Origin of the sequence: Limimaricola variabilis (assembly GCF_014195545.1) — a bacterium.
Taxonomy (GTDB): Bacteria; Pseudomonadota; Alphaproteobacteria; order Rhodobacterales; family Rhodobacteraceae; genus Limimaricola; species Limimaricola variabilis.
On record NZ_JACIBX010000002.1, the window covers coordinates 134940 to 155345 of the forward strand.

At 71.2% G+C, this 20406-nt stretch carries 22 protein-coding genes; 7 read left to right on the forward strand and 15 right to left on the reverse strand.

Features of this window, described 5'->3' with window-relative positions:
• Positions 1-131 precede the first annotated feature (131 nt).
• From FHS00_RS03700 to FHS00_RS03740, 9 genes are all read right to left on the reverse strand, one after another.
• The gene (locus FHS00_RS03700) at positions 132-656 is read right to left on the reverse strand and encodes a hypothetical protein (protein WP_183470002.1); all 525 of its coding nucleotides are present in this window, start codon (positions 654-656) and stop codon (positions 132-134) included.
• A gap of 62 nt (positions 657-718) precedes the next feature.
• Positions 719-2656 (reverse strand): DNA mismatch repair endonuclease MutL, encoded by a 1938-nt coding sequence (gene mutL / locus FHS00_RS03705; protein ID WP_183470004.1) that lies wholly within the window; start codon positions 2654-2656, stop codon positions 719-721.
• A gap of 42 nt (positions 2657-2698) precedes the next feature.
• Complete coding sequence (locus FHS00_RS03710; protein WP_183470006.1) at positions 2699-4063, reverse strand: M16 family metallopeptidase; 1365 nt, start codon at positions 4061-4063, stop codon at positions 2699-2701.
• Complete coding sequence (locus FHS00_RS03715; protein WP_183470008.1) at positions 4060-5415, reverse strand: M16 family metallopeptidase; 1356 nt, start codon at positions 5413-5415, stop codon at positions 4060-4062. Before FHS00_RS03715 ends, FHS00_RS03710 begins: the two co-directional genes overlap by 4 nt.
• An 85-nt stretch (positions 5416-5500) precedes the next feature.
• Complete coding sequence (locus tag FHS00_RS03720) at positions 5501-5740, reverse strand: DUF3035 domain-containing protein (RefSeq protein ID WP_183470010.1); 240 nt, start codon at positions 5738-5740, stop codon at positions 5501-5503.
• 56 nt (positions 5741-5796) lie between these two features.
• A complete protein-coding gene (lspA, locus tag FHS00_RS03725) occupies positions 5797-6324 on the reverse strand; it encodes a signal peptidase II (RefSeq protein WP_183470012.1) in 528 nt (175 codons plus the stop codon).
• Between the two features lie 10 nt (positions 6325-6334).
• Entirely contained in the window at positions 6335-7921 is a 1587-nt protein-coding gene (gene purH, locus FHS00_RS03730) for a bifunctional phosphoribosylaminoimidazolecarboxamide formyltransferase/IMP cyclohydrolase (protein WP_183470014.1), read from the reverse strand.
• 31 nt (positions 7922-7952) lie between these two features.
• The gene (locus tag FHS00_RS03735) at positions 7953-9608 is read right to left on the reverse strand and encodes a heparinase II/III family protein (RefSeq protein ID WP_183470015.1); all 1656 of its coding nucleotides are present in this window, start codon (positions 9606-9608) and stop codon (positions 7953-7955) included.
• 71 nt (positions 9609-9679) lie between these two features.
• On the reverse strand, positions 9680-10978 hold the full coding sequence (locus tag FHS00_RS03740; RefSeq protein WP_183470017.1) for an RsmB/NOP family class I SAM-dependent RNA methyltransferase: 1299 nt from the start codon (positions 10976-10978) through the stop codon (positions 9680-9682).
• A 122-nt stretch (positions 10979-11100) separates the two neighbouring features.
• Here FHS00_RS03740 and FHS00_RS03745 point away from each other — a divergent pair, with 122 nt between their 5' ends.
• The gene (locus FHS00_RS03745) at positions 11101-11292 is read left to right on the forward strand and encodes a DUF1674 domain-containing protein (protein ID WP_183470019.1); all 192 of its coding nucleotides are present in this window, start codon (positions 11101-11103) and stop codon (positions 11290-11292) included.
• Positions 11293-11296: 4 nt separating this feature from the next.
• Here the strand turns inward: FHS00_RS03745 and dapB are convergent, their stop codons facing one another.
• Positions 11297-12115 carry a 4-hydroxy-tetrahydrodipicolinate reductase gene (gene dapB / locus FHS00_RS03750; protein WP_183470021.1) on the reverse strand — a complete coding sequence of 273 codons (819 nt, stop codon included), beginning with the start codon at positions 12113-12115 and terminating at the stop codon, positions 11297-11299.
• An 84-nt stretch (positions 12116-12199) separates the two neighbouring features.
• Between dapB and rbfA the strand changes: the two genes are divergently transcribed.
• From rbfA to truB, 3 genes are read left to right on the forward strand one after another with little or no spacing between them, the layout of a single operon-like run.
• Positions 12200-12640, forward strand: a complete 441-nt coding sequence (gene rbfA, locus FHS00_RS03755; protein ID WP_183470023.1) for a 30S ribosome-binding factor RbfA — start codon at positions 12200-12202, stop codon at positions 12638-12640.
• Positions 12641-12642: 2 nt separating this feature from the next.
• Positions 12643-13401, forward strand: a complete 759-nt coding sequence (locus tag FHS00_RS03760; RefSeq protein ID WP_246391072.1) for a phosphodiester glycosidase family protein — start codon at positions 12643-12645, stop codon at positions 13399-13401.
• Positions 13402-13435: 34 nt separating this feature from the next.
• Positions 13436-14341 (forward strand): tRNA pseudouridine(55) synthase TruB, encoded by a 906-nt coding sequence (truB, locus tag FHS00_RS03765; RefSeq protein ID WP_183470027.1) that lies wholly within the window; start codon positions 13436-13438, stop codon positions 14339-14341.
• Between the two features lie 20 nt (positions 14342-14361).
• Here the strand turns inward: truB and FHS00_RS03770 are convergent, their stop codons facing one another.
• From FHS00_RS03770 to rnhA, 3 genes are all read right to left on the reverse strand, one after another.
• Complete coding sequence (locus tag FHS00_RS03770; RefSeq protein WP_183470029.1) at positions 14362-15126, reverse strand: sulfite exporter TauE/SafE family protein; 765 nt, start codon at positions 15124-15126, stop codon at positions 14362-14364.
• A gap of 65 nt (positions 15127-15191) precedes the next feature.
• A complete protein-coding gene (recO, locus tag FHS00_RS03775; protein WP_183470031.1) occupies positions 15192-15920 on the reverse strand; it encodes a DNA repair protein RecO in 729 nt (242 codons plus the stop codon).
• 4 nt (positions 15921-15924) lie between these two features.
• Positions 15925-16392: a ribonuclease HI gene (rnhA, locus tag FHS00_RS03780; protein ID WP_183470033.1), complete on the reverse strand. Its 468-nt coding sequence runs from the start codon at positions 16390-16392 to the stop codon at positions 15925-15927.
• A gap of 137 nt (positions 16393-16529) precedes the next feature.
• Here rnhA and FHS00_RS03785 point away from each other — a divergent pair, with 137 nt between their 5' ends.
• Positions 16530-17354 carry a manganese catalase family protein gene (locus FHS00_RS03785; RefSeq protein ID WP_183470035.1) on the forward strand — a complete coding sequence of 275 codons (825 nt, stop codon included), beginning with the start codon at positions 16530-16532 and terminating at the stop codon, positions 17352-17354.
• A gap of 283 nt (positions 17355-17637) precedes the next feature.
• On the opposite strand, the gene ispH is transcribed toward FHS00_RS03785, so the two are convergent.
• Both ispH and FHS00_RS03795 read right to left on the reverse strand, forming a co-directional pair.
• Positions 17638-18597 carry a 4-hydroxy-3-methylbut-2-enyl diphosphate reductase gene (gene ispH / locus FHS00_RS03790; protein ID WP_183470037.1) on the reverse strand — a complete coding sequence of 320 codons (960 nt, stop codon included), beginning with the start codon at positions 18595-18597 and terminating at the stop codon, positions 17638-17640.
• 64 nt (positions 18598-18661) lie between these two features.
• Positions 18662-19210 (reverse strand): LabA-like NYN domain-containing protein, encoded by a 549-nt coding sequence (locus FHS00_RS03795; RefSeq protein ID WP_183470039.1) that lies wholly within the window; start codon positions 19208-19210, stop codon positions 18662-18664.
• Positions 19211-19312: 102 nt separating this feature from the next.
• Between FHS00_RS03795 and folK the strand changes: the two genes are divergently transcribed.
• Together folK and rpoZ are read left to right on the forward strand one after the other, a co-directional pair.
• The gene (gene folK, locus FHS00_RS03800; RefSeq protein ID WP_183470041.1) at positions 19313-19900 is read left to right on the forward strand and encodes a 2-amino-4-hydroxy-6-hydroxymethyldihydropteridine diphosphokinase; all 588 of its coding nucleotides are present in this window, start codon (positions 19313-19315) and stop codon (positions 19898-19900) included.
• 126 nt (positions 19901-20026) lie between these two features.
• Complete coding sequence (gene rpoZ / locus FHS00_RS03805; RefSeq protein WP_183470043.1) at positions 20027-20380, forward strand: DNA-directed RNA polymerase subunit omega; 354 nt, start codon at positions 20027-20029, stop codon at positions 20378-20380.
• The last annotated feature ends 26 nt before the right edge of the window (positions 20381-20406 follow it).

A 20406-nucleotide genomic window follows, 5' to 3' on the forward strand; every position in this document is an offset into this window, starting at 1 on the left:
GGTCGAGGACGACGTGGCGCTCCGGTCCCCTGTCTGGGTCGACCCCCGCACCACCGACCGTTCCGGCCACTTTGGGCTTCGTCAGCCCCCTCCATAGCCGTGGCCGCGCCGGGGCGAAACCCCTCGATGCGTCACTTCATGACGAGCGGGCGACTTGGCGTCGACACCACCACGGCCGGTCGGGCCAGCGCGGTAAGCTCGATCTCGGGGAAATGCTCCCAGGCGAGGGGCGCCTTCCAGGGCGCGAACTTGCCGCCGCCGCTGCGGGTCACGAAGCCGCCGCCGCCGGTCTCGAGATGGAAGCTCATCCCGTGCACGCCGCTGACGACATAGGTGTCCTCGGCCATCGACAGCCGTCCGGCATGGCCGTTGACGCAGATCGCCTGCCCACCCTGGCAGGGGATGAGGCGCCATGTCGCCATGTCGCCCTGCGGGTCGGGGGCGATGACCGACATCGGGCCCTTCTCGAAGGGCCGCTCGGCATATTCCGGCTCGAAGGGCTGGGGTTCGGGCAGCACCTGCACCGCCGCCACGGGCGGTGCCATCGGCGGCAGCGCCGCCGATTCGAGCAACGGCATCACAAGCGGCTCGACCTCGCCGCAACCCGCCAGAAACAAGGCCAGCGCAGCGGCCCCCGTCTTCACACCCAGTCGCATCCTTTGGCTCCTCGTTCCCTGGCCACCACTTCACATAGACGTGAGGTAATCCCCGGCAAGCGTCAACGCCGGCCGAACAACCTCTCGATATCCGCCAACTTCAATTCGACATAAGTGGGACGGCCGTGGTTGCACTGGCCCGATCCCGGCGTCGCCTCCATCTCGCGCAACAGCGCGTTCATCTCCTCGGCCCGCATCCGGCGGCCCGAGCGCACCGAGCCATGGCACGCCACCCGGCTCAGGATCGCGTCGAGCCGCGCGGGCAGCGCGGTCGAGGCGTCGAGATCCTCGAGTTCGTCCAGGATGTCGCGCAGCAGCGCGGCTGCGTCGATCCGGCCCAGCAGCGCCGGCGTCTCGCGCACCGCGACCGTGCCGGGGCCGAAGCTCTCGATCACCAGACCCAGACCGGCGAGATCCTCGGCGGCCTCGAGCAGCCGCTCCGCCCCCGCCCCCAGTTCGACGATTTCCGGCACCAGCAGCGCCTGGGCGGCAACACCGCTCTCCGCCATCTGCCGCTTCAGCCGCTCATAGACCAGCCGCTCATGCGCGGCGTGCTGGTCCACCAGCACCATGCCGGTTTCGGTCTGGGCGACGATCCAGTTGCCGTGCAGCTGCGCCCGCGCCGCGCCGAGCGGCAGCGCCTCGGCGCCCGTCTCGGCCTCCGGCTCGACCCGCGCCGACGGGGCCTCGGTGCCCGCAAACCGGCCCGGCATCGCGGGCGGCGCGGTCTCGAAGCCGAAGCTCGACTCCGCCATGCCCGGCGCTTGGCCCAGCCGCGCGACCTGCATCGCCCGGGCGGTGGGGCGCTCCATCTGGTAGATGCGCGGCGGCGGCGCGGCGCGGCCGGGGCGGTCTTCCTCGTCGATCAGCCCGCCGGCATCGCCTGCCGGAGGCTTCGCAGCCGCCGGGCCGGGGCGCATCGCCTCCAGCGTGCCCGCCGCAACCGTGGTCGAGGCACGGTGCCCCGCCCCCGACAACACCGCGCGCAGTGTCGAGACGATCAACCCGCGCACCGCCTGCGGGTCGCGGAACCGGACCTCGGATTTCGCCGGGTGGACGTTGACGTCGACCAGATGCGGCTCGCATTCGACGAACAGCGCGGCGGCCGGAAACCGGTCGCGCGACAGGAAATCCATATAGGCCGCGCGCAGCGCCCCGGTCAGCTGCCGGTCGAGCACCGGGCGGCCGTTGACGAAGACGTGCTGGCTCACCCCGGCGCCGCGCGAATAGGTCGGCAGCGCCGCAAAGCCGGTGAGGTGCAGCCCGTCGCGTTCGCCATCCACCGGCAGCGCGTTGTCGCGGAACTCCTGCCCCATGATCGCGGCAAGCCGGTTGCCGAGCGCTTCGACCGGATCGCCGTTCTCGGCATCGAGGCGCAGGATCTCGCGGTCGCGGCCATCGGTGGCGTCGCGCAGGATGAAGGCGACATGCGGCTCCGCCATGGCCAGCCGGCGCAGCACCTCGGCGAGGGCCTGCCCTTCGGCACGGTCGGTGCGCATGAATTTGAGCCGGGCCGGGGTGGCGTGGAACAGGTCGCGCAGCTCGACCACCGTGCCGCGCCCCAGCGCCGCCGGTGTCACCGGGCCGAGACGGCCGCCCTCGACCCGGATCGCCGCCGCCTCGTGACCGGCGGCGCGCGAGGTCAGCACCAGCCGTCCGACCGCGCCGAGCGAGGCCAGCGCCTCGCCGCGAAACCCGAAGGAATGGATGGCCAGCAGATCGGATCCGTCGATCTTGGAGGTGGCGTGGCGCGCCAGCGCCAGCGGCAGCTCCTCGGGCGTCATGCCGCAGCCGTCATCGGCGACGCGGATCAGCCGCTTGCCGCCTGCCGCCACCGTCACCTCGATCCGGCGCGCGCCGGCGTCGAGCGCGTTCTCGACCAGCTCCTTGACCGCCGAGGCCGGACGCTCGACCACCTCGCCCGCGGCGATGCGGTTGATCGCCGCCTCGTCGAGCTGGCGGATCACGGGGCGCGGGGGCGTGGTGTCGTGCAGCGTCATGGCGCGAGCCTAGCACGGTCCCGCGCCGCCGCGCGAGGGGCGTTACTCCGCAGGCAGCAGCACCCGTGGCAACACCACCTCAGGCCCGGCCGCCGCGTCCTGCGCCAACCCCTCGGGCCGGCCCACCACCACGAAATGCAGCCGGTCGGGCTCGACCCGCTCTGCCGCCACCCGGTTGATCTCCTCGAGCGTCACCGCCTCGATCAGCGCGTTGCGCTCGGTGACGTATTCGGGCGGCAGCCCGGTCACCTGCATGCCGACGAGGATGTCGGCGATCGGCCCGTTGCCGTCGAAGCGCAGCGGGTACTCCCCGGTGAGGAAGGTCTTGGCGGCGTCGAGTTCCTCCTGAGTGACACCGTCGCGGGCGATGCGGTCCCATTCGGCGCGGATCACCTCGATCGCCTCTCCCACCCGGTCATTGGCCGAGGCCAGAGAGCCGACCCAGAACTCGGCATTCTCCAGCGGCACCAGATCGGTGCCGACGCCGTAGGTCAGGCCGCGCTTCTCGCGCACCTCGGTCATCAGCCGGCTCTCGAAGCCGCCCCCGCCGAGAATGTGGTTGAGCACGTAGGCGGCGAAGAAATCCTCGTCATCACGCTTGAGCCCCGGCTGGCCGAACATCGCCACCGATTGCGGCGAGGGGTAGTCGATCACCTCGATGCCGCCCTCGAGACCGAAATCGACATGTCCCGGCAGTTCGGGCCCGCTTTCCGGCAGATCGCCTAGCAATTCGTCGAGCAGCTGGCCCAGCTCCTCGGGAGTGATGTCGCCCACCGCGCCGACATGCACGCCGTCGCGGGTCAGCGCCGCCTGATGCGCCGCGACGAGATCCTCGCGGGTCAGCGCCGCCACGCTCTCGGGCGTGCCATTGTCCGGCCGGCCATAGGGGTGGTCGCCGAAGGCGGCCTCGTAGAAGGCGCGACCGGCGATGCGGCGCGGGTTCTGCGCCTCCTGCGCGAGGATCGACAGCACCTGCCCGCGCACCCGCTCGGTCGCCACCGGGTCGAATCGCGGCTCGACCAGCGCGGCGCGCAGCAGGTCGACCGCCGCCTCGCGGTTCTCGGTCAGCATCCGCGCCGAGACCGACAGCGTGTCGGCCCCGACATCGAAGGAAAAGCTCGCGGCCAGATCCTCGCGCGCGGCCTGGAAGGCCCGGGCGTCCATCTCGCCCGCCCCCTCCTCCAGAAGACCGGTCATCAGGTTGACGGCACCGAGCCTGTCGGGGTCGTCGAGCCCGGTGCCACCCTCGAAGCGGATCTCCAGCGCGGTGAAAGGGATCGAGTGATCCTCCACCAGCCAGGCATCGATGCCGCCAGGCGAGGTGACCTCCTGGATCTCGATCTCCGCCCGCACGAGACCGGCGGTGCCGAGCGTCAGGGCAATGGCGAGGCTGAATGCGCGGATCATCGGGACGCCTCCTCTTCGGGGGTGACGGTCATGGTGACGCTGCGGTCGGGGTCGAACAGGGCGCGACCGGCCTCGACCACCTCCTCGGCGGTCACCGATTGCAGCAGTTCGGGCCATTCGGCGACATCCTCCACCGTCAGGCCCTGGCTCAGCGCAGCGCCGTAGCGGCGCGCCAGCCCCTCGACCGAATCGCGGGCATAGATTTCGGCGGCGCGCAGCCGGGTGCGGACCCGGTCCATCTGCTCCTCGGTCGGACCGGCCTCGAGGAAGGCCGCCAGCGCCGCGTCGAGCGCCTCCTCGGCCTCGTCGAGGCCCGTTCCGGGCTTTGGCAGAACCGACAGGGTGAAGGTCGTGTCGTCGAGCGACATGCCGTCATAGCCCGCGCCCGCGTTCAGCGCGATCTCGCGCTCGAACACCAACTCCTCGGCCAGCACCGAGGTGAAGGAGGAGCCGCCGAGGATCTCGGCCAGCACGGTGAGGGCCGCTGCCTCGCGCTGGTCGCCCGAATCGCGCTCGGGCGCGAGATAGCCGCGCAGCAGATAGGGCTGAGAGACGCGCGGATCCTCGTAGGAGAGCCGGCGCGCCGCACGCTGCGGCGGCTCCTGCGGGCGGGCGCGTTCGGGCAGGCCTTCCTCGGCGGGCATTGCGCCGTAATGCTCCTCGGCCAGCGCCAGCACCGCCGCGGGCTCCACGTCACCGGCCACCACGAGGGTGGCGTTGCCGGGCGCGTAATAGGCGTCGTAGACGGCGCGCACCTCGTCATGCCCCAGCTCTTCGATCTCGTGCATCCAGCCGATCACCGGCGCACCGTAGGGATGGTTGAGATACTGGGCCGCGTTCATCTGCTCGCGCGCCAGCGCGCCCGGATTGCTCTCGGTGCGCTGGTTGCGCTCCTCGACGATCACCTGCCGCTCGGTCTCGATATCGGCATCGGTGAGCCGCAGATCGTTCATCCGCTCGGCTTCCATCGCCATCATCAGCGGCAGCCGGTCGGCGGCGACGCGTTGGAAATAGGCGGTGTAGTCGGTCGAGGTGAAGGCGTTGTCGGAGCCGCCATTCGCGGCCACCGTCGCCGAGAACTCGCCAGCGGCGAGATCGTCGGTCGCCTTGAACAGGAGGTGTTCGAGGAAATGCGCGGCGCCCGTGGCGCCTTGCGGCTCGTCGGCCGAGCCGACCCGGTACCACAGCATCTGGGTGACGACCGGGGCGCGATGATCCTCGATCACCACCAGCTCGAGCCCGTTATCGAGGGTGTAGGTCGTCACCGCGTCATCCGCCGCGGGGGCGGCCTCCTGGGCCACCGCGGGCAACGCCAGGATGAGGGGGGCGGCCAGGGCCAGTCTGCGCAGCATGAAGTGCCTCCTTCGCTGCGCACAACCTACGGCACAGCCCGGGCACCGCAAGCGTCGCCACGGCTTCGTGAGCCGGCGCGAGCGGTCAGAAGGGCGGCCGTAGCGCGGTCTGAGGCGTGCCGGTGCGCAGGGCGATCTCGGCGGGCGCCGGGTCGGCGCGGTTGGCCGTGCCGGGCGCCGGCGGCGGCAGGTCGAGCCGGGCCGGGATCTCAAGCGGGCGCTGCGGCACCACGGTGGTCGGATCCGGGCCCGCCGGGCCGTCGCCGCCCTTGCCGCAGGCCGCGAGTGTCAGCGCGGTCAGCCCCGCGGCCAATGCCAGTCGCATAAGTCGTCCCCGTCGATCTCGTCCGTTGTCCTGCCTAGCCCAGCTCGCGCGCCGGGTCACGGGCTCTTTGTGCCGCGTTTGCGCCGACCGCCCCGCCCGGCCTGCGGGCCGGGGCTCTGACCGTCGGAGCGCTTGTCGCCGCCGAACAGCACCAGCCCCACCGCACCGGCGAAGATCGCGATGTCGGCGACGTTGAAGGCATAGGGGTTCTCGATGCCGCAGCAGCTGACATTGAGGAAATCCGCCACCGCGCCATAGAGCACCCGGTCGACCACATTGCCCAGCGCGCCGCCGACCAGAAGCCCGGCCGAGATCCGCATCATCCGGCCGCCGCCCTCGCGGGCGATCCAGACCAGCACCGCGGCCGAGATCAGCAGCGCCAGTCCGACCAGGATCCAGCGCATGTCGAACCCGGCGAAGAGCCCGAAATTGACGCCGCGATTCCACGCCATGCGGAAATCGAGAATGCCGGGAATCACGGTTATCTGCAGCCGCTCCATCAGCCCGAGCGCGTGCACCACCAGGTATTTCACCGCCTGATCGACGAGAAATACCCAGAAGCCTGTCCACAGCGTCAATCGCATCCTGCCCGCCTCAGTGCCGGAAATGCCGCATGCCGGTCAGCACCATCGCCAGACCCGCCTCGTCGGCCGCCGCGATCACCTCGTTGTCGCGCATCGAGCCGCCCGGCTGGATGACGGCGGTGACGCCGGCGCCGGCAGCCTCCATCAGCCCGTCGGCAAAGGGGAAGAACGCGTCGGAGGCCACCACCGAACCCTTGGCCGGGCTTTCGGAGAGGCCCAGCGCCTCGCCCATGCGGCCCGCCTTGGCCGCCGCGATCAGCGCGCTGTCGAGACGGCTCATCTGGCCGGCGCCGACGCCGACGGTCTGGCCGCCCTTGGCATAGACGATCGCGTTCGACTTCACGTGGCGCGCCACGGTCCAGGCGAACATCAGGTCGTCGAGTTCCTGCGCCGAGGGGGCGCGCTTGGTCACCACCTTGAGGTCGTCGCGCGACACGAAGCCCGAATCATGGTCCTGCACCAGCAGGCCGCCCGCCACCTGCCGGTAGGCGAGGCGGGGCGCGCGCGGATCGGGCAGCGCGTCGGTGACGAGCAGCCGCAGGTTCTTCTTGGCGGCAAAGACCGCGCGGGCGTCCTCATCGGCGCCGGGCGCGATCACCACCTCGGTGAAGATCTTGGCGATCTCTTCCGCGGTCGCCCCATCGAGCGGGCGGTTCAGCGCGACGATGCCGCCGAAGGCCGAGGTGCGGTCGCAATCGAAGGCCCGCGCATAGGCTTCCTTGAGCGAGCCGCCGGTGGCCACGCCGCAGGGGTTGGCATGCTTGATGATCGCGCAGGCAGGCGCGTCGCCGCCGAACTCGGCCACCAGCTCATAGGCCGCGTCGGTGTCGTTGATGTTGTTGTAGCTCAGCTCCTTGCCCTGGATCTGGGTCGCGGTGGCGACGCCGGGGCGCATCGAGCCGTCGGTGTAGAACGCCGCCTGCTGGTGCGGGTTCTCGCCGTAGCGCAGGGTCTGGGCAAGCGTGCCGGCGAATGCGCGGCGGCGCGGCGCGGTCTCGCCGATGGCGGAGGCCATCCAGGTCGAGACGGCGGCGTCATAGGCGGCGGTGCGGGCATAGGCGGTCTGGGCGAGCCGCTTGCGGAACGGCAGATCGGTCTGGCCGTCATGGGCGTCGAGCTCGGCGAGCAGCGCCTCGTAATCCTCGACATCGGTGACCACGCAGACATCGGCGTGGTTCTTGGCGGCGGCGCGGATCATCGCCGGGCCGCCGATATCGATGTTCTCGATGCAGTCGGCGTAGTCGCCGCCCTTCGCGACCGTCTCCTCGAAGGGGTAGAGATTGACCACCAGCAGGTCGATCGCCGGGATGCCGTGCTCCTGCATGGCCGCGACATGGCCCTCGTCCGAGCGCACCGCCAACAGGCCACCATGGACCTTGGGGTGCAACGTCTTGACCCGTCCATCCATCATCTCGGGGAAGCCGGTGACCTCGGCCACGTCCCGAACCGGCAGGCCCGCCTCGCGCAGCGCCTTGGCGGAGCCGCCGGTGGAGAGCAGCTCGACGCCGCGGGCATCGAGCGCGCGGGCGAGGTCGATCAAGCCGGTCTTGTCGGAGACGGAGAGCAGCGCGCGGCGCAGCGGGGCAAGCGAGGTCATGGGTCGTCCTTCCTGGTCTGGTCCGCGCGACTCATGCCGGGGCGTCCTCCCCGCGCCACAGGTCGCGCGGGGCCGGCACGCCGTCGCCCATCCGAACGAGCGACCAGCGGACGAGCGTCGCATAGGCCATCGCGCGGCCGGATAAAACCACCTGTTGCGTCGGGACCGGGTCGGGATGGCTGTTTTCGAGGTAGACCGAGGGCGCCAGAGACAGCCGCGCGCCGCCGTCATGCGACAGCTCCCACACCTCGCCCGAGCGCAGCGTCAGCCTTGCCGTGGTGCCGTGAGGGTCGCTCTCGGCCACGACGTCGGGATGGAGGTGAAAGCGGATCGCGAAGCCGACGCCCGGATGGCGGCCGGCCCGGCTCGCCGCCTCGAAGGCGCGCTCGTCGGGCGGGCCGAGCGTGGTCAGGAGATCCTCCCCCACCAGCACCGCGCCGCCCCGGTCGAGCGCGAGCCGTCGATCATGGGTCAGTCCGAACGCCTTGCGCCAGGCGTCGTGGCTCGCCTCCATCCGCTGCAGCCGCTCGGCATCGAAGCGATGCGTGAGCACCTCGCGCGGCCCGTCGCGCAGCGTCTCGCGGCCATCCGGGGCCTGATCGAGCCGGGCCGAGGAGCGGCCCTCGACGCACAGCGTCGAATGCGACGGCGTGGCGCGCCCGGCCCGGCGCCAATCCGGGCCGTGCCGCAGCCCGGAGCCGCAATTGACGATGAGCGGGCGCCGCCCGACGGTCATCTCGAAGGCCAGGGTCGAGGCATGGGCCATGGTCGCCCCCGGCCCCTCCGGCGGCGCGGCGGCGTCGATGATCACGCTGCTACGCCCCGAGGCGAGCCGGGCGAACCCCATCGGCAGCGGCGCCGCGGCGCCCCGTGGCGCTTGGGCCAGCGCGCGCTCGACCCGGCCCGGCGCGCCGCGACCGCCGCCATGGAACCGCGCCAGCCCGCCATCGACATGGCGCAGCCCGCGCAGCACCGGGGCGATGCGGGTGATCGCGTCGCGATGCGGCGACGTGACGTGCTTGCCCAGCAGCTCCGCAGATTCGATCAGCGCGCAGAACAGCTCGAGCAGCGCCTCGGGCGCCCGCGCGCCGATGCCGCCATCGGGTCCCACAGCCTCGGCCGCGGCCCGGCCCATGGCGGCGGCCCGCCGGGCGGGCTGGGCCGGTGCCCCGTCGAGCGCCGTCTCGGACGCGATCAGCGCGGCGAGCACCTGCGGCCGTTCGGACGGCGCCGCCCCGGACCAATGCCGGGCCAGCCAGCGGGTCTGCCGCGACAGGCTGCGCAGGAAGAGGGCCCGCCGCTCCGGGCGCGGCGGCGTCTGGGTGAGCCAGGCGGCGTGCCCGACCCAGCGCGCGATCCGCGCCGACAGGATGTCCGGGCTCCAGCCCTCGCCCGGCCCCTCGTGCCGACCGATCCACTCATCGATCCAGCGCCAGGCGAGATCGCGCGCCGCCGGGCCGCCCAGCGCGGCGAGGTCGTCGAGCCAGCCGAAGCGGTGCATCGCCTCGGTATCCGGGCCGGGTGCCAGCATCAGGATCGAGCGTCCGCCCCGCGCCGCCTCGACCAGCGCGCGACCCCGCGCGGCCTCGCCGAGGCCCGGCGGCGGGCCGGGTCGGGCCAGCGCGGTCGGCACGGCGCGCGCATCGCGGCGACGCCAGAACCGCTCCAGCCCCAAGATCCGCCCCATCACCGTCATCCCGGTCCGCTCTCCCCGACACATGCGCGCCGGGCCATGCTAGGGCGAGGCGGGGCGCGATGTCACGCGGTCTGGGGACGGCGCAGGCAGGCGATGAAGAATCCGTCCATGCCGCCGCGATCGGCCCAGAAATCGGGTCTGAGCCGGAGCCCCTCGGGGCCGATCCAGTCCTCCGCGATGCCGGGCCGCGCCAGCGCCGCGCGGTCGTTCACAAGGCCGGGGTGCCGCGCCAGCGCCTCCTCGACCTGCACCTCGCCCTCGTCGGGCAGCAGCGAGCAGGTGCAGAAGACCAGCCGTCCGCCCGGAGCGAGCAGGCCCAGCGCATGGTCGATCATCTCTGCCTGCAGCTCGATCAGCGCGCCGAACTCGGCCCCGTCCTTGGCGTGCGGCAGGTCGGGGTGGCGGCGGATCGTGCCGGTGGCCGAGCAGGGCGCGTCCAGAAGGATCGCGTCGAAGCCGCCCTCGTCGAACTCCAGCGCGTCGCCCTGCACGATGCGGGCCGACAGGCCGGTGCGGTCGAGATTCTCGCGCAGCCGCCCAAGCCGCGCTTCCGACAGGTCGAGCGCGGTCACCTCGGCGCCGGCGGCGGCAATCTGCATGGTCTTGCCACCCGGCGCGGCGCACAGGTCGAGCACCCGCTCCCCGGGCTGGGCGTCGAGCACCCGCGCCGCCACGGCGGCGGCGGCGTCCTGCACCCACCAGTCACCGGTCTCGAAGCCCGGCAGCGCGGAGACCTGCCCCGCCTCGCGCAGCCGCAGCGAGCCGGTCGGCAGCAGCTCGGCCCCGAGCCGTTCGGCCAGCGCCGCCGGATCGCCCTTGGCCGTCAGGTCGAGCGGCGGGGCCTCGGCCTGCACCGCCTCCATCGCCGCGACCGCGTCCCGCCCCCAGGCCGCGACCATCGGGCCGCGCAGCCAGTTCGGCAGCTTGGGTACCGGCAGCTTCGCCCAGGCCTGCGGGTCCTGGTCGCCGAGGCGGCGCAGCACCGCGTTGACGAGACCCTTGTAGCTCTGGGTGCGTTTGCCGTGACCGATGATCTGCACCATGGCGTTGACCACGCCATGCGGCGCCGCGCCTTCCATGATCTCCACCGCGCCGAGCCGCAGCGCGTTGCGCACCGCGAGCGGCGGCTGCTTGGCGAGGAACGGCTTGAGCGCCCGGTCGGCGCGCGGCAGCTGCCGCAGTGCCTGGGTGGCGAGGCGCTGGGCGCGGGCGCGATCAGGCGGCGACAGCCGCTCCAGCGCGCCCGCGGCGATGCTTTCGGACAGCAGCCGCTGGCTGCCGGTGGCCTGCCCGATCAGGTGCAGCGCGGCGCGGCGCGCGGCGAGGCCGTCATCGGGGGCGGTGGCGCGTGCGTCGGTCATGGCGTGTCCGGGGGTTGTTGGAAACCGCACAGCACGTATATCCCGATCACCCGCCGCACAAGCACTGCCCCGTGCGCTCGCGCACAAGCACTGCCCCGTGCGCCCGCGCAGAGGAGAGCCCCATGGCCGACGAAACCCAAACCCCAGCCACCGACCTGCCCCCCGCCGCGCAGCGGGCCCTGGCCGAGGCCCGCGCCCGTCGCGAGGCGCTGGACCGTGCCGCGCAGATGCCGACCGAGCTGGGCGGCCGCGACGGTCCCGAGCCGGTACGCTACGGCGATTGGGAGAAGCAGGGCCTCGCCATCGACTTCTGAGGCCTCAGCGGGCGAGCCCAAGCACGTCGATCATGTCGTGCTGTCCCGGCGGCCGCCCCTGCCCCCACAGCGCCGCCCGGAGCGCGCCGCGCGCGAAGATCATCCGGTCGGTCGCCATGTGGCGCAGCACGATGCGTTCGCCCTGCCCGGCAAAGATCACGTCGTGCTCGCCGACGATGTCGCCACCGCGAATCGCCGAGAAGCCGATATGACCCTCGGTTCGCGCGCCGGTGATGCCGTCGCGGCCGCGATCGGCCACCTCGGACAACCGCACGCCGCGCCCCTCGGCCGCGGCCTCGCCCAGCATCAGTGCCGTGCCGGAGGGTGCGTCGGCCTTGCGGTTGTGATGCGCCTCGACCACCTCGACATCCCAGCCCTCGTCCAGCGCCGCCGCGACCATCTTGGTCAGTCCGGTCAGCAGGTTCACTCCGAGGCTCATGTTTCCGGCCCGGATCTGCGTGCAGTGCCGTGCCGCCGGGACCAGCTTCTCGATCTGGGTCTCGGTGAAGCCGGTGGTGCCGATCACGTGCACCGCCCGGGCCTGCGCGGCCAGATGCGCGATCTCGAGCGTGGTCTCGGGCGTGGTGAAGTCGATCACACCCTGCGCCCGGGCCATCGCCTCGAGCGGGTCGTCGGTGGCGATCACCCCCATCGCCGGGCCGCCCATGGCGTGGCCGACATCGCGGCCGACCCATTCGTGGCCCGAACGCACCACGGCGCCGGCGAGCCGCGCCTGCCCGCTGTCGCAGACCGCATGCACGAGCATCCGGCCCATCCGGCCCGCCGCTCCCATGATCACGATTCCCGGTGCCGTCTCGGTCATAGGTCCGTCCTTTCCTGCGTTGTCCCTGTCTGGCGCGGGCCGCGCCCGCTTGGCAAGACCGGGTACCGCGACTAGATGGGGCGCATGAGCAAATCCCGTGCCTCCGAACCCCGTGGCCCCTCGCAGCGCCAGCTGCGCGTGGGCGAGCTGATCCGCCGCAGCCTGTCCGAGCTGCTGACCCGTGGCGACCTGCACGAGCCCGATCTCGCGGCGGTGTCGATCACCGTCGGCGAGGTGCGCGTGACCCCCGACCTCAAGCGCGCCACCTGCTTCGTGCTGCCCTTGGGCGGCGGCGACGAGCAGGGCGTGCTCGACGCGCTGAGACGGGCCAAGCCCGAGATCCGTCACCAGCTGGCGCGCAGCATGAAGCTCAAGCACGCGCCGGACCTGAAGTTCGAGATCGACCGCAGCTTCGACCGCATGGACGAGACCCGCCGCCTGCTCTCGGACGAGAGGGTGCGCCGCGACGTGGCCGCCGTCGAGGCCCGCCGCGAGAGCGGGGACGGCGACGAGGACGACGCGTGAGGTTGCAGCTGGCGCTGGCCGGTCTCGGCCTCGCGGCAGGCTGCGCGCTGGCGCTGCCGGCGGGTGCGGCGGCCTGCGAGGATGTCGAGCATGCGGGCCTGTCCTACACGGTCTGCGAGGCCGATCCGGCGACCGACGACCTGCGGCTGTTCCTGACGGACGAGAATGGCGGCCTCTATGGCAGCTTCCAGGCGATCGACCGCGAGGCTGGCGACCAGCGCCTCGTCTTCGCGATGAACGCCGGCATGTACCACCCCGACCGCCGCCCGGTCGGCCAGTATCTCGAGAACGGCGAAGAGGTGATGCGCCTCGTCACCAATCCGGGGCCGGGCAATTTCGGGATGCTGCCCAACGGGGTGTTCTGCATCGACGACGACAGCGCCCGGGTGATCGAGACCCTGCGCTACGAGGCCGAGGCGCCCGAATGCCTCTACGCCACGCAGTCGGGGCCGATGCTGGTGATCGACGGCGAGCTGCATCCGCGTTTCCTGCCCGACAGCACCTCGCGCAACATCCGCAACGGCGTCGGCACGACCGAGGCAGGCGACCGCGCGGTCTTCGTCATCGCCAACCAGCCGGTCACCTTCCACGAATTCGGCTCGTTCTTCCGCGATGCGCTGGAGCTGCCGCAGGCGCTCTATTTTGACGGCAATGTCAGCCGTCTGCACGCGCCCGGGCTGGGACGTTCGGATTTCGGCTTTGCCATGGGGCCGATCGTCGGCGTGCTGGCCCCCGTTGACGGCGCGCGCCCCGACGGCTAGGCCGCGCGCCTCGCATAACCGAAGGGGGGCCGACATGGCACGCAAGCGCAAGGGCCGCGACGTCTCGGGCTGGCTGGTGGTGGACAAGCCCGCGGGGCTCACCTCCACGGCCGTGGTCAACAAGGTGAAATGGGCCTTCGACGCCAAGAAGGCGGGTCATGCCGGCACGCTCGACCCGGAAGCCACCGGCGTGCTCGCCGTAGCGCTGGGCGAGGCCACCAAGACCGTGCCCTTCGTCACCGACGCGCTCAAGGCCTACGAGTTCACCGTGACCTTCGGCGCGGCCACGAACACCGACGACGCCGAGGGCGAGGTGACGGCCCGCTCCGACGCCCGCCCCTCCGACGCCGAGATCAAGGAGGCGCTGCACGGCTTCGTCGGCGACATCGAGCAGGTGCCGCCCGCCTTTTCGGCGGTGAAGGTCGACGGCCAGCGCGCCTATGCCAAGGCCCGCGCCGGCGAGGAGGTCGAACTGGCCGCCCGCCCGCTCTGGGTCGAGAGCCTGATCCTGCTGGATCGGCCCGACGCGGATCACGCCAAGCTCGAGATGGTCTGCGGCAAGGGCGGTTACGTGCGCGCCATCGCCCGCGACCTGGGCGAGAAGCTCGGCTGCCTGGGCCATGTGCGCGAGTTGCGCCGGGTTTGGTCGGGGCCCTTCACCGCCGCCGAAGGCGTGACGCTGGAGCAGATCGAGGCCGAGGCGAAATCCGAGATGCTCGACCGGTTCCTGCGGCCCGTGGAGGACGGCCTCGCCGACCTGCCCCGCGTCACCTGCTCGGCCGAATCGGCCGCGCGGCTCCGGAACGGCAACCCGGCGCCGGTGGTCGCCTCGGGCCTCGATTACGGCGAAGAGGCCTGGGCCGCGCATGAGGGCCGCGCGGTGGCGGTGGGCCGGGTGATGGGGCCGGAACTGCACCCCTCCCGCGTCTTCGTGCTCTGAGACAGCGCGCGGCGCGGGTCTCAGAAGATCGCGCGCCGCACGAGGTTGAGCCCGGCGACCAGCAGCACCGCCAGCGTCACGCGGCGAAATACCTGCTGGTCGATCCGGTCATGCACCAGACCGCCCAGCATCATCCCCGCCACGGCGGGGACGATCATGAACAGCGAGAACGGCAGCGTCGCGGCGTTGAGCACCCCGGACTGGAGATGTGCGCCCGACAGCGCCAGTGCACCAAGCCCGTAGATCACTCCCTGCACCCGGATCGAATCGCCCTTGGGCGTGTCGATCGCGGTGAGATAGGCCACCGTCGGCGGCCCCCAAACCCCCGACACCCCGCCGACGAAGCCCGAAAAGCCGCCGATCAGCGCCTCGATTCCGTTGGTCTTCTCCGGGATCTTCGGCTTCCAGCCCGACAGCTGCAGCACCGCGAAGGCCGAGACCGGCGCGCCGATCAGCAAAAACAGCGCCTCGGCCGAGAGCACCCGTACCAGCTGCGCGCTGATCGCGAGCATCACGCCACCGACGATCAGGTAGACCCTGAAGCGCTTGACCGTGGAGACCGCCGCGCGCCCGCCCTGGCGCAGCGCCTGCATGCCGTTGGTCACCAGCGTCGGCGCGATCAGCGCGGCCAGCGCCAGCTCGGGCGGCAGGAACAGCGACATCGCCGAGATCATGATCATCGGCATGGCGAAGCCGACCATGCCCTTCACGATGCCGGCGCCGAAGCCCACGAGGACGGATAGCAGCAGCAGCTGCGGGGGCATCAGCTCGGCAAAGGGATACATGCGGCTCTCACGGATCTGGCGGTCGTCGCAGTGGTGTCGGGAAAGCGCGGCATGGGCAAGGGGCCTCAGCCGGTCCGCTCGATCGCCTCGATCAGCCGCGCCCGCGCCGGCGGCAACGGCCGGTCGCCCGAACCGGGCAGCAGCCTGTGCTCGATGAACCAGCCGGTGGTGGCGAGCGCGGCGATGATGTCGGCCGCCGCCGCATCGCCCTCGCCGCGCAGCACCGGCGGCAGCGGCAGGAGCTTGGACGCCCATGCCCCCGCCCCCGCCCGGCTGACCGCGCGGCCGGATTTCGGGCTGACGAGATCCAGCCCCTCGGTCGCGCCGGTCACCGCGCAGCGCGAGAGGTCGAGCGCGAATCCCATCTCTTCCAGAAGCGACAGCTCCCAGCGCAGATAGGCCAGCGGCCAGATCTCGGTCTCGCCCAACAGATCGAGAAGCGCCACGGTGCGATCATAGAGCGGCGGGTGCGGATCGCGCTCGGGCAGCACCGAGACCAGCAGCGCCGCCACCGCGTTGAGACCGGCCAGCGCCAGGCGATCGGCCATCACCCGGTCGGCGCGCGAGCGCACCGGCTCGAAGGTGAAATTGCCCAGATGCTCGCCCAGCCGCGCCGTCCAGGTCAGGTCGAGCTGCGCGCCGGGCTGCAGGAGCGGCGCGATGCGCCGCGAGCCGCCGCCCCGCACCACCCCGGCATGCAGCCCATGGCCACGGGTCAGCACCTCGATGATGGCCGACCCCTCGCCATGGCGACGGACGCGTAGCAGCGCCCCCTCCTCGCGCCAGGAGATCATCGGCTCAGGCCCGGGCGCGGCCCGGTTTGAACGGTGCCATGCCCTCGCGGGCCAGCTCGTCGGCGCGCTCGTTCTCGGGATGGCCGGCATGTCCCTTGACCCATTGCCAAGTCACGTCGTGCCGCGCCGCCGCCTCGTCGAGCCGGCGCCACAGATCCTCGTTCTTGACCGGCTTGCCGGCCGAGGTCCGCCAGCCCTTGCGCTTCCATCCCGCCATCCATTCGGTGATGCCCCCCTTCACATAGGCGCTGTCGGTCACGACGGTAAGCCGGGTGGGCTTGGCCAGCGCCTCGAGCGCCGAGATCGCGGCCATCAGCTCCATGCGGTTGTTGGTGGTCATCGCCTCGCCGCCCTTGAGCGTGCGCTCCTTGGTGACGGCCTCGCCCTCCTTGGCCTGGAGCAGCGCACCCCAGCCGCCGGGACCGGGATTGCCCGAGCAGGCGCCATCAGTGAAGGCGAAGATCTTGGCCATGGAAGCTCCGGAAATGAGAGGGGTCGGGGCGTTCCCTTTAGGCGAAGCTCCGCCGTCCGGCAACGTACGGGCGGGAACTCTCTCCGCCGGTCGCGCCGTTTCGCTTGGGTGACTTAACCGAACCCGGAGCCATTCCCATGTTCCACCATTCCTCCAAGCTTCAATACCAAGTCCGCGTCGACAAGCCCTCCCCAGCCTTCGCGAAATATCTCCAGCAGGCGATCGGCGGCGTCGAGGGCGAGATCCGCGTCGCGATGCAGTACTTCTTCCAGGCGATGGGCGCGCGCGGCGACAGCAAATACCGCGACATGCTGATGATGACCGCCACCGAGGAGCTGAGCCATATCGAGTTCCTCGGCCACGCCGTGGCGCTCAACCTCGAGGGTGCGCCCGTGGAAGTGCAGGACGAGGCGGCGAAGGACCCGATCGTGCACGCGATCCTCGGCGGCATGAACCCACGCCATATCCTGTCCTCGGGGCTTTCGGCGATGCCGGTGAACTCGAACGGCGTGCCCTTCGACATGAGCCATGTCTACGCCACCGGCAATCTCGGCGCCGACATGCTCGCCAACGCCACTGCCGAAGCCGGCGGACGGGTGCTCGCCTCGCGGCTCTACAACATGACCGACGATGCGGGCATGAAGGACATGCTCTCCTTCCTGATCGCGCGCGACACGATGCACCAGCAGCAGTGGCTCGCGGTGATCGAGGAGCTGGGCGGCATGCAGGCGCAGCTGCCGATCCCGAACTCCACCCCCCAGGAGCACGAGGCGACGGAGCACAGCTACTACTTCCTCAACACCTCGCTCGACGAGCCGACCCCGCAGGGCCGCTGGACCTCCGGCCCCTCGCTCGACGGGCGCGGCACCTTCTCGGCTAGGGACAAGCCCGAGCCGCTGGGCCAGAAGCCCGATCTCGGCAAGGCGAAACCAAAGAGCGGCACCCAGACCGAGCAGCAGTAAGTCAGTCGGGCGGGCCTTCGTGGCCCGCCTGTCCTGTTACCATGCCGCGCGAGAGGCCCCGAGGGCGCGCACCTTGGCTGACGCGGAGCCATGCGTATTTGGGGAGTAGTGAAAGGGAAGCGCGTTCAAACCACCGGTAGCACCAGGCAGATCACGGTAAGCCCGGTGGGCAGCCGCAGGCGCAGGCACTAGTCCAATGCGAGGCCGGGAACCCCCGTCGTCAGCGCCCCTCAGGCGAAGGGCAAAACCCCGACCAGCTCGAGGGCCAGCACCGGGCGCGGGATCACGCGGGCTCGCGCAGAATGCGCGGCACCTTGAACTCGACGTTCTCCTGCGCGGTTTCGACCAGCTTTACCGTGACATCGTGGCGGGCGCGGAAAGCGTCGATCACCTCCTGCACCAGCACCTCGGGCGCGCTTGCCCCCGCCGTCAGCCCGAGCGAGCGGATGCCCTCCAGCGCGCGCCAGTCGATATCGCCCGCGCGCTGCACCAGCTGCGCATAGCCGCAGCCCGCCTTGGCGGCGACCTCGACCAGACGTTTGGAGTTCGATGAGTTGGGCGCGCCCACCACCAGCAGCGCGTCGCAATCGGGCGCCATCGCCTTGACCGCTTCCTGCCGGTTGGTGGTGGCGTAGCAGATGTCCTCCTTGCCCGGCCCCTTGATCGCGGGAAACCGCGCCTTCAGCGCCGCGACGATGCCTGCCGTGTCGTCGACCGACAGGGTGGTCTGGGTGACATAGGCCAGCCGCTCGGGATCGCGCACCGCGACGGTGGCGACATCGGCCTCGGTCTCGACCAGCAGCACCTCGCCTTCGGGAAGCTGGCCCATCGTGCCGATCGTCTCGGGATGCCCGGCATGCCCGATCATGATCATCTGCAGCCCTTCGGCCGAATGGCGCGCGGCCTCGTTGTGAACCTTGGTGACCAACGGGCAGGTCGCGTCCACCGCGATCATCTCGCGCCGCGCAGCTTCGGCCGGAACAGCCTTGGCGACGCCATGCGCCGAAAAGATCACCGGGCGGTCGTCGGGCGCCTCGTCGAGCTCCTCGACGAACACCGCCCCCTTGGCGCGCAGATCGTCGACGACATAGCGGTTGTGGACGATCTCGTGGCGCACATAGACCGGCGCGCCCCACTTCCCGAGCGCCATCTCGACGATCTTGATGGCGCGGTCGACGCCGGCGCAGAATCCGCGCGGCGCGGCAAGGTGGATCGTCAGCGGCGGCAGGGCGGTGTCGGTCATCGGGGGCCTCCAAGACAGCGGCCTTACAGCTAAGCCTTCGCGGCGCCGAGGTCCAGACGGGGGCCTAGTCCTCGCGCCCCGTCGCGCGCGGGGTTCGGCCGATCGCCTCCCGCAGATCGTCGAGCTCGATGAAGTCGTCGGCCTGGCGGCGCAGCTCGTCGGCGATCATCGGCGGGCTGGCGCGGATCGAGGAGACCACCGAGACCCGCACCCCGCGCCGCTGCAGCGCCTCGACCAGCGCCCGCAGGTCGCCGTCGCCGGAGAACAGCACGACGTGATCGATCCGATCCGCCAGCTCCAGCGCGTCGACCGTCAGCTCCACGTCGAGGTTGCCCTTGACCTTGCGCCGCCCCTGCGCGTCGGTGAACTCCCGCGCCGGCTTGGTGCGCATGGTGAAGCCGTTGTACTGCAGCCAGTCGACCAGCGGCCGGATCGGCGAATACTCGTCCCCGTCGAGAAGTGCGGTGTAGTAGCAGGCGCGGATCAGCCGGCCCCGGTTCATGAATTCCTGCCGCAGCAGCTTGTAGTCGATGTCGAAGCCAAGCGCCTTGCCGGTGGCGTGCAGGTTGGCGCCGTCGATGAACAGGGCGAGCCGTTCGTCGCGATAGAACATTGAAAAGGATCCCTCGTTACAGTATCGCCGGTTCGCTCGGGCGGCCCCCGCGGAGTTGGCGACGCCTCAGCTGCCCCCCCATTCATTGGAAAAATCAAGGGCATGGCGCAAGATACCGTTATCGACAGGGGCGCGGGGCTGGCATTGATCGCGTTGGGCGCCAATGCCGAAGGGCCGCAGGGCGCACCCGCCGCCGGCCTGCGTGCCGCCATGGCCGAGATCGCCCGGCTTGGGCGCGCCGCCCGGTGCAGCCGGCTGTGGCGCAGCCCGGCCTTCCCGGCCGGGATCGGCCCGGATTTCGTCAATGCCGCGATGGCGTTCGATACCGATCTCGATGCCGCCGAGCTGCTCGCCCAGCTGCACGCGATCGAGGCGCGCTTCGGCCGGGTCCGGCAGGATCGCTGGGGACCGCGCAGCCTCGATCTCGATCTGCTGGCGCTGGACGGGGCGGTGCGACCCGACCTCGCGGGCTGGGCGCGCTGGCGCGACCTTGCCCCAGCGGAGCAGGCGCGCCAGACGCCGCAGGAACTGATCCTGCCGCATCCGCGGCTGCAGGATCGCGGCTTCGTGTTGCTGCCGCTGGCCGAGGTCGCGCCCGATTGGTGCCACCCGGTGACCGGGCTTTCGGTGGCCTCGATGCGCGACGCGTTGCCGCCCGCGGTGGTCGAGGGGCTGGCCCCGCTCGGCTGAGGCCGCTTCCCTCCCTGCCCGCCTTGTGTTCCGGCGACGGGCGCTGTATGCGTGCCCTTTCGAGGCCGTGCCGCGCTGCCGTGCGTGCCGCCCAGCTTTGCCCACCCCCAGACGGGAGACGTCCGAATGGCCCGCGTGACAGTCGAAGATTGCGTTGACAAGGTTCCGAACCGCTTCGAGCTGGTGATGCTCGCCGCGCATCGCGCCCGCGAGATCGCCTCGGGCGCGCCGCTCACCGTCGCGCGCGACAACGACAAGAACCCGGTCGTGGCGCTGCGCGAGATCGCCGACGAGACCCAGCAGGCCGACGACCTGCGCGAGCGGATGATCGAGGCGCACCAGACCCAGATCGAGGTCGACGAGCCCGAGGCCGATTCGATGTCGCTCCTGATGAGCCAGGAGGCCGACAAGCCGGCCCAGGACGACATGAGCGAGGAGCGCCTGCTGCGTGAGCTGATGCAGGTGCAAAAGGAGGGCTGACCGCAGCCCGATCGAGGCCGGGGGAC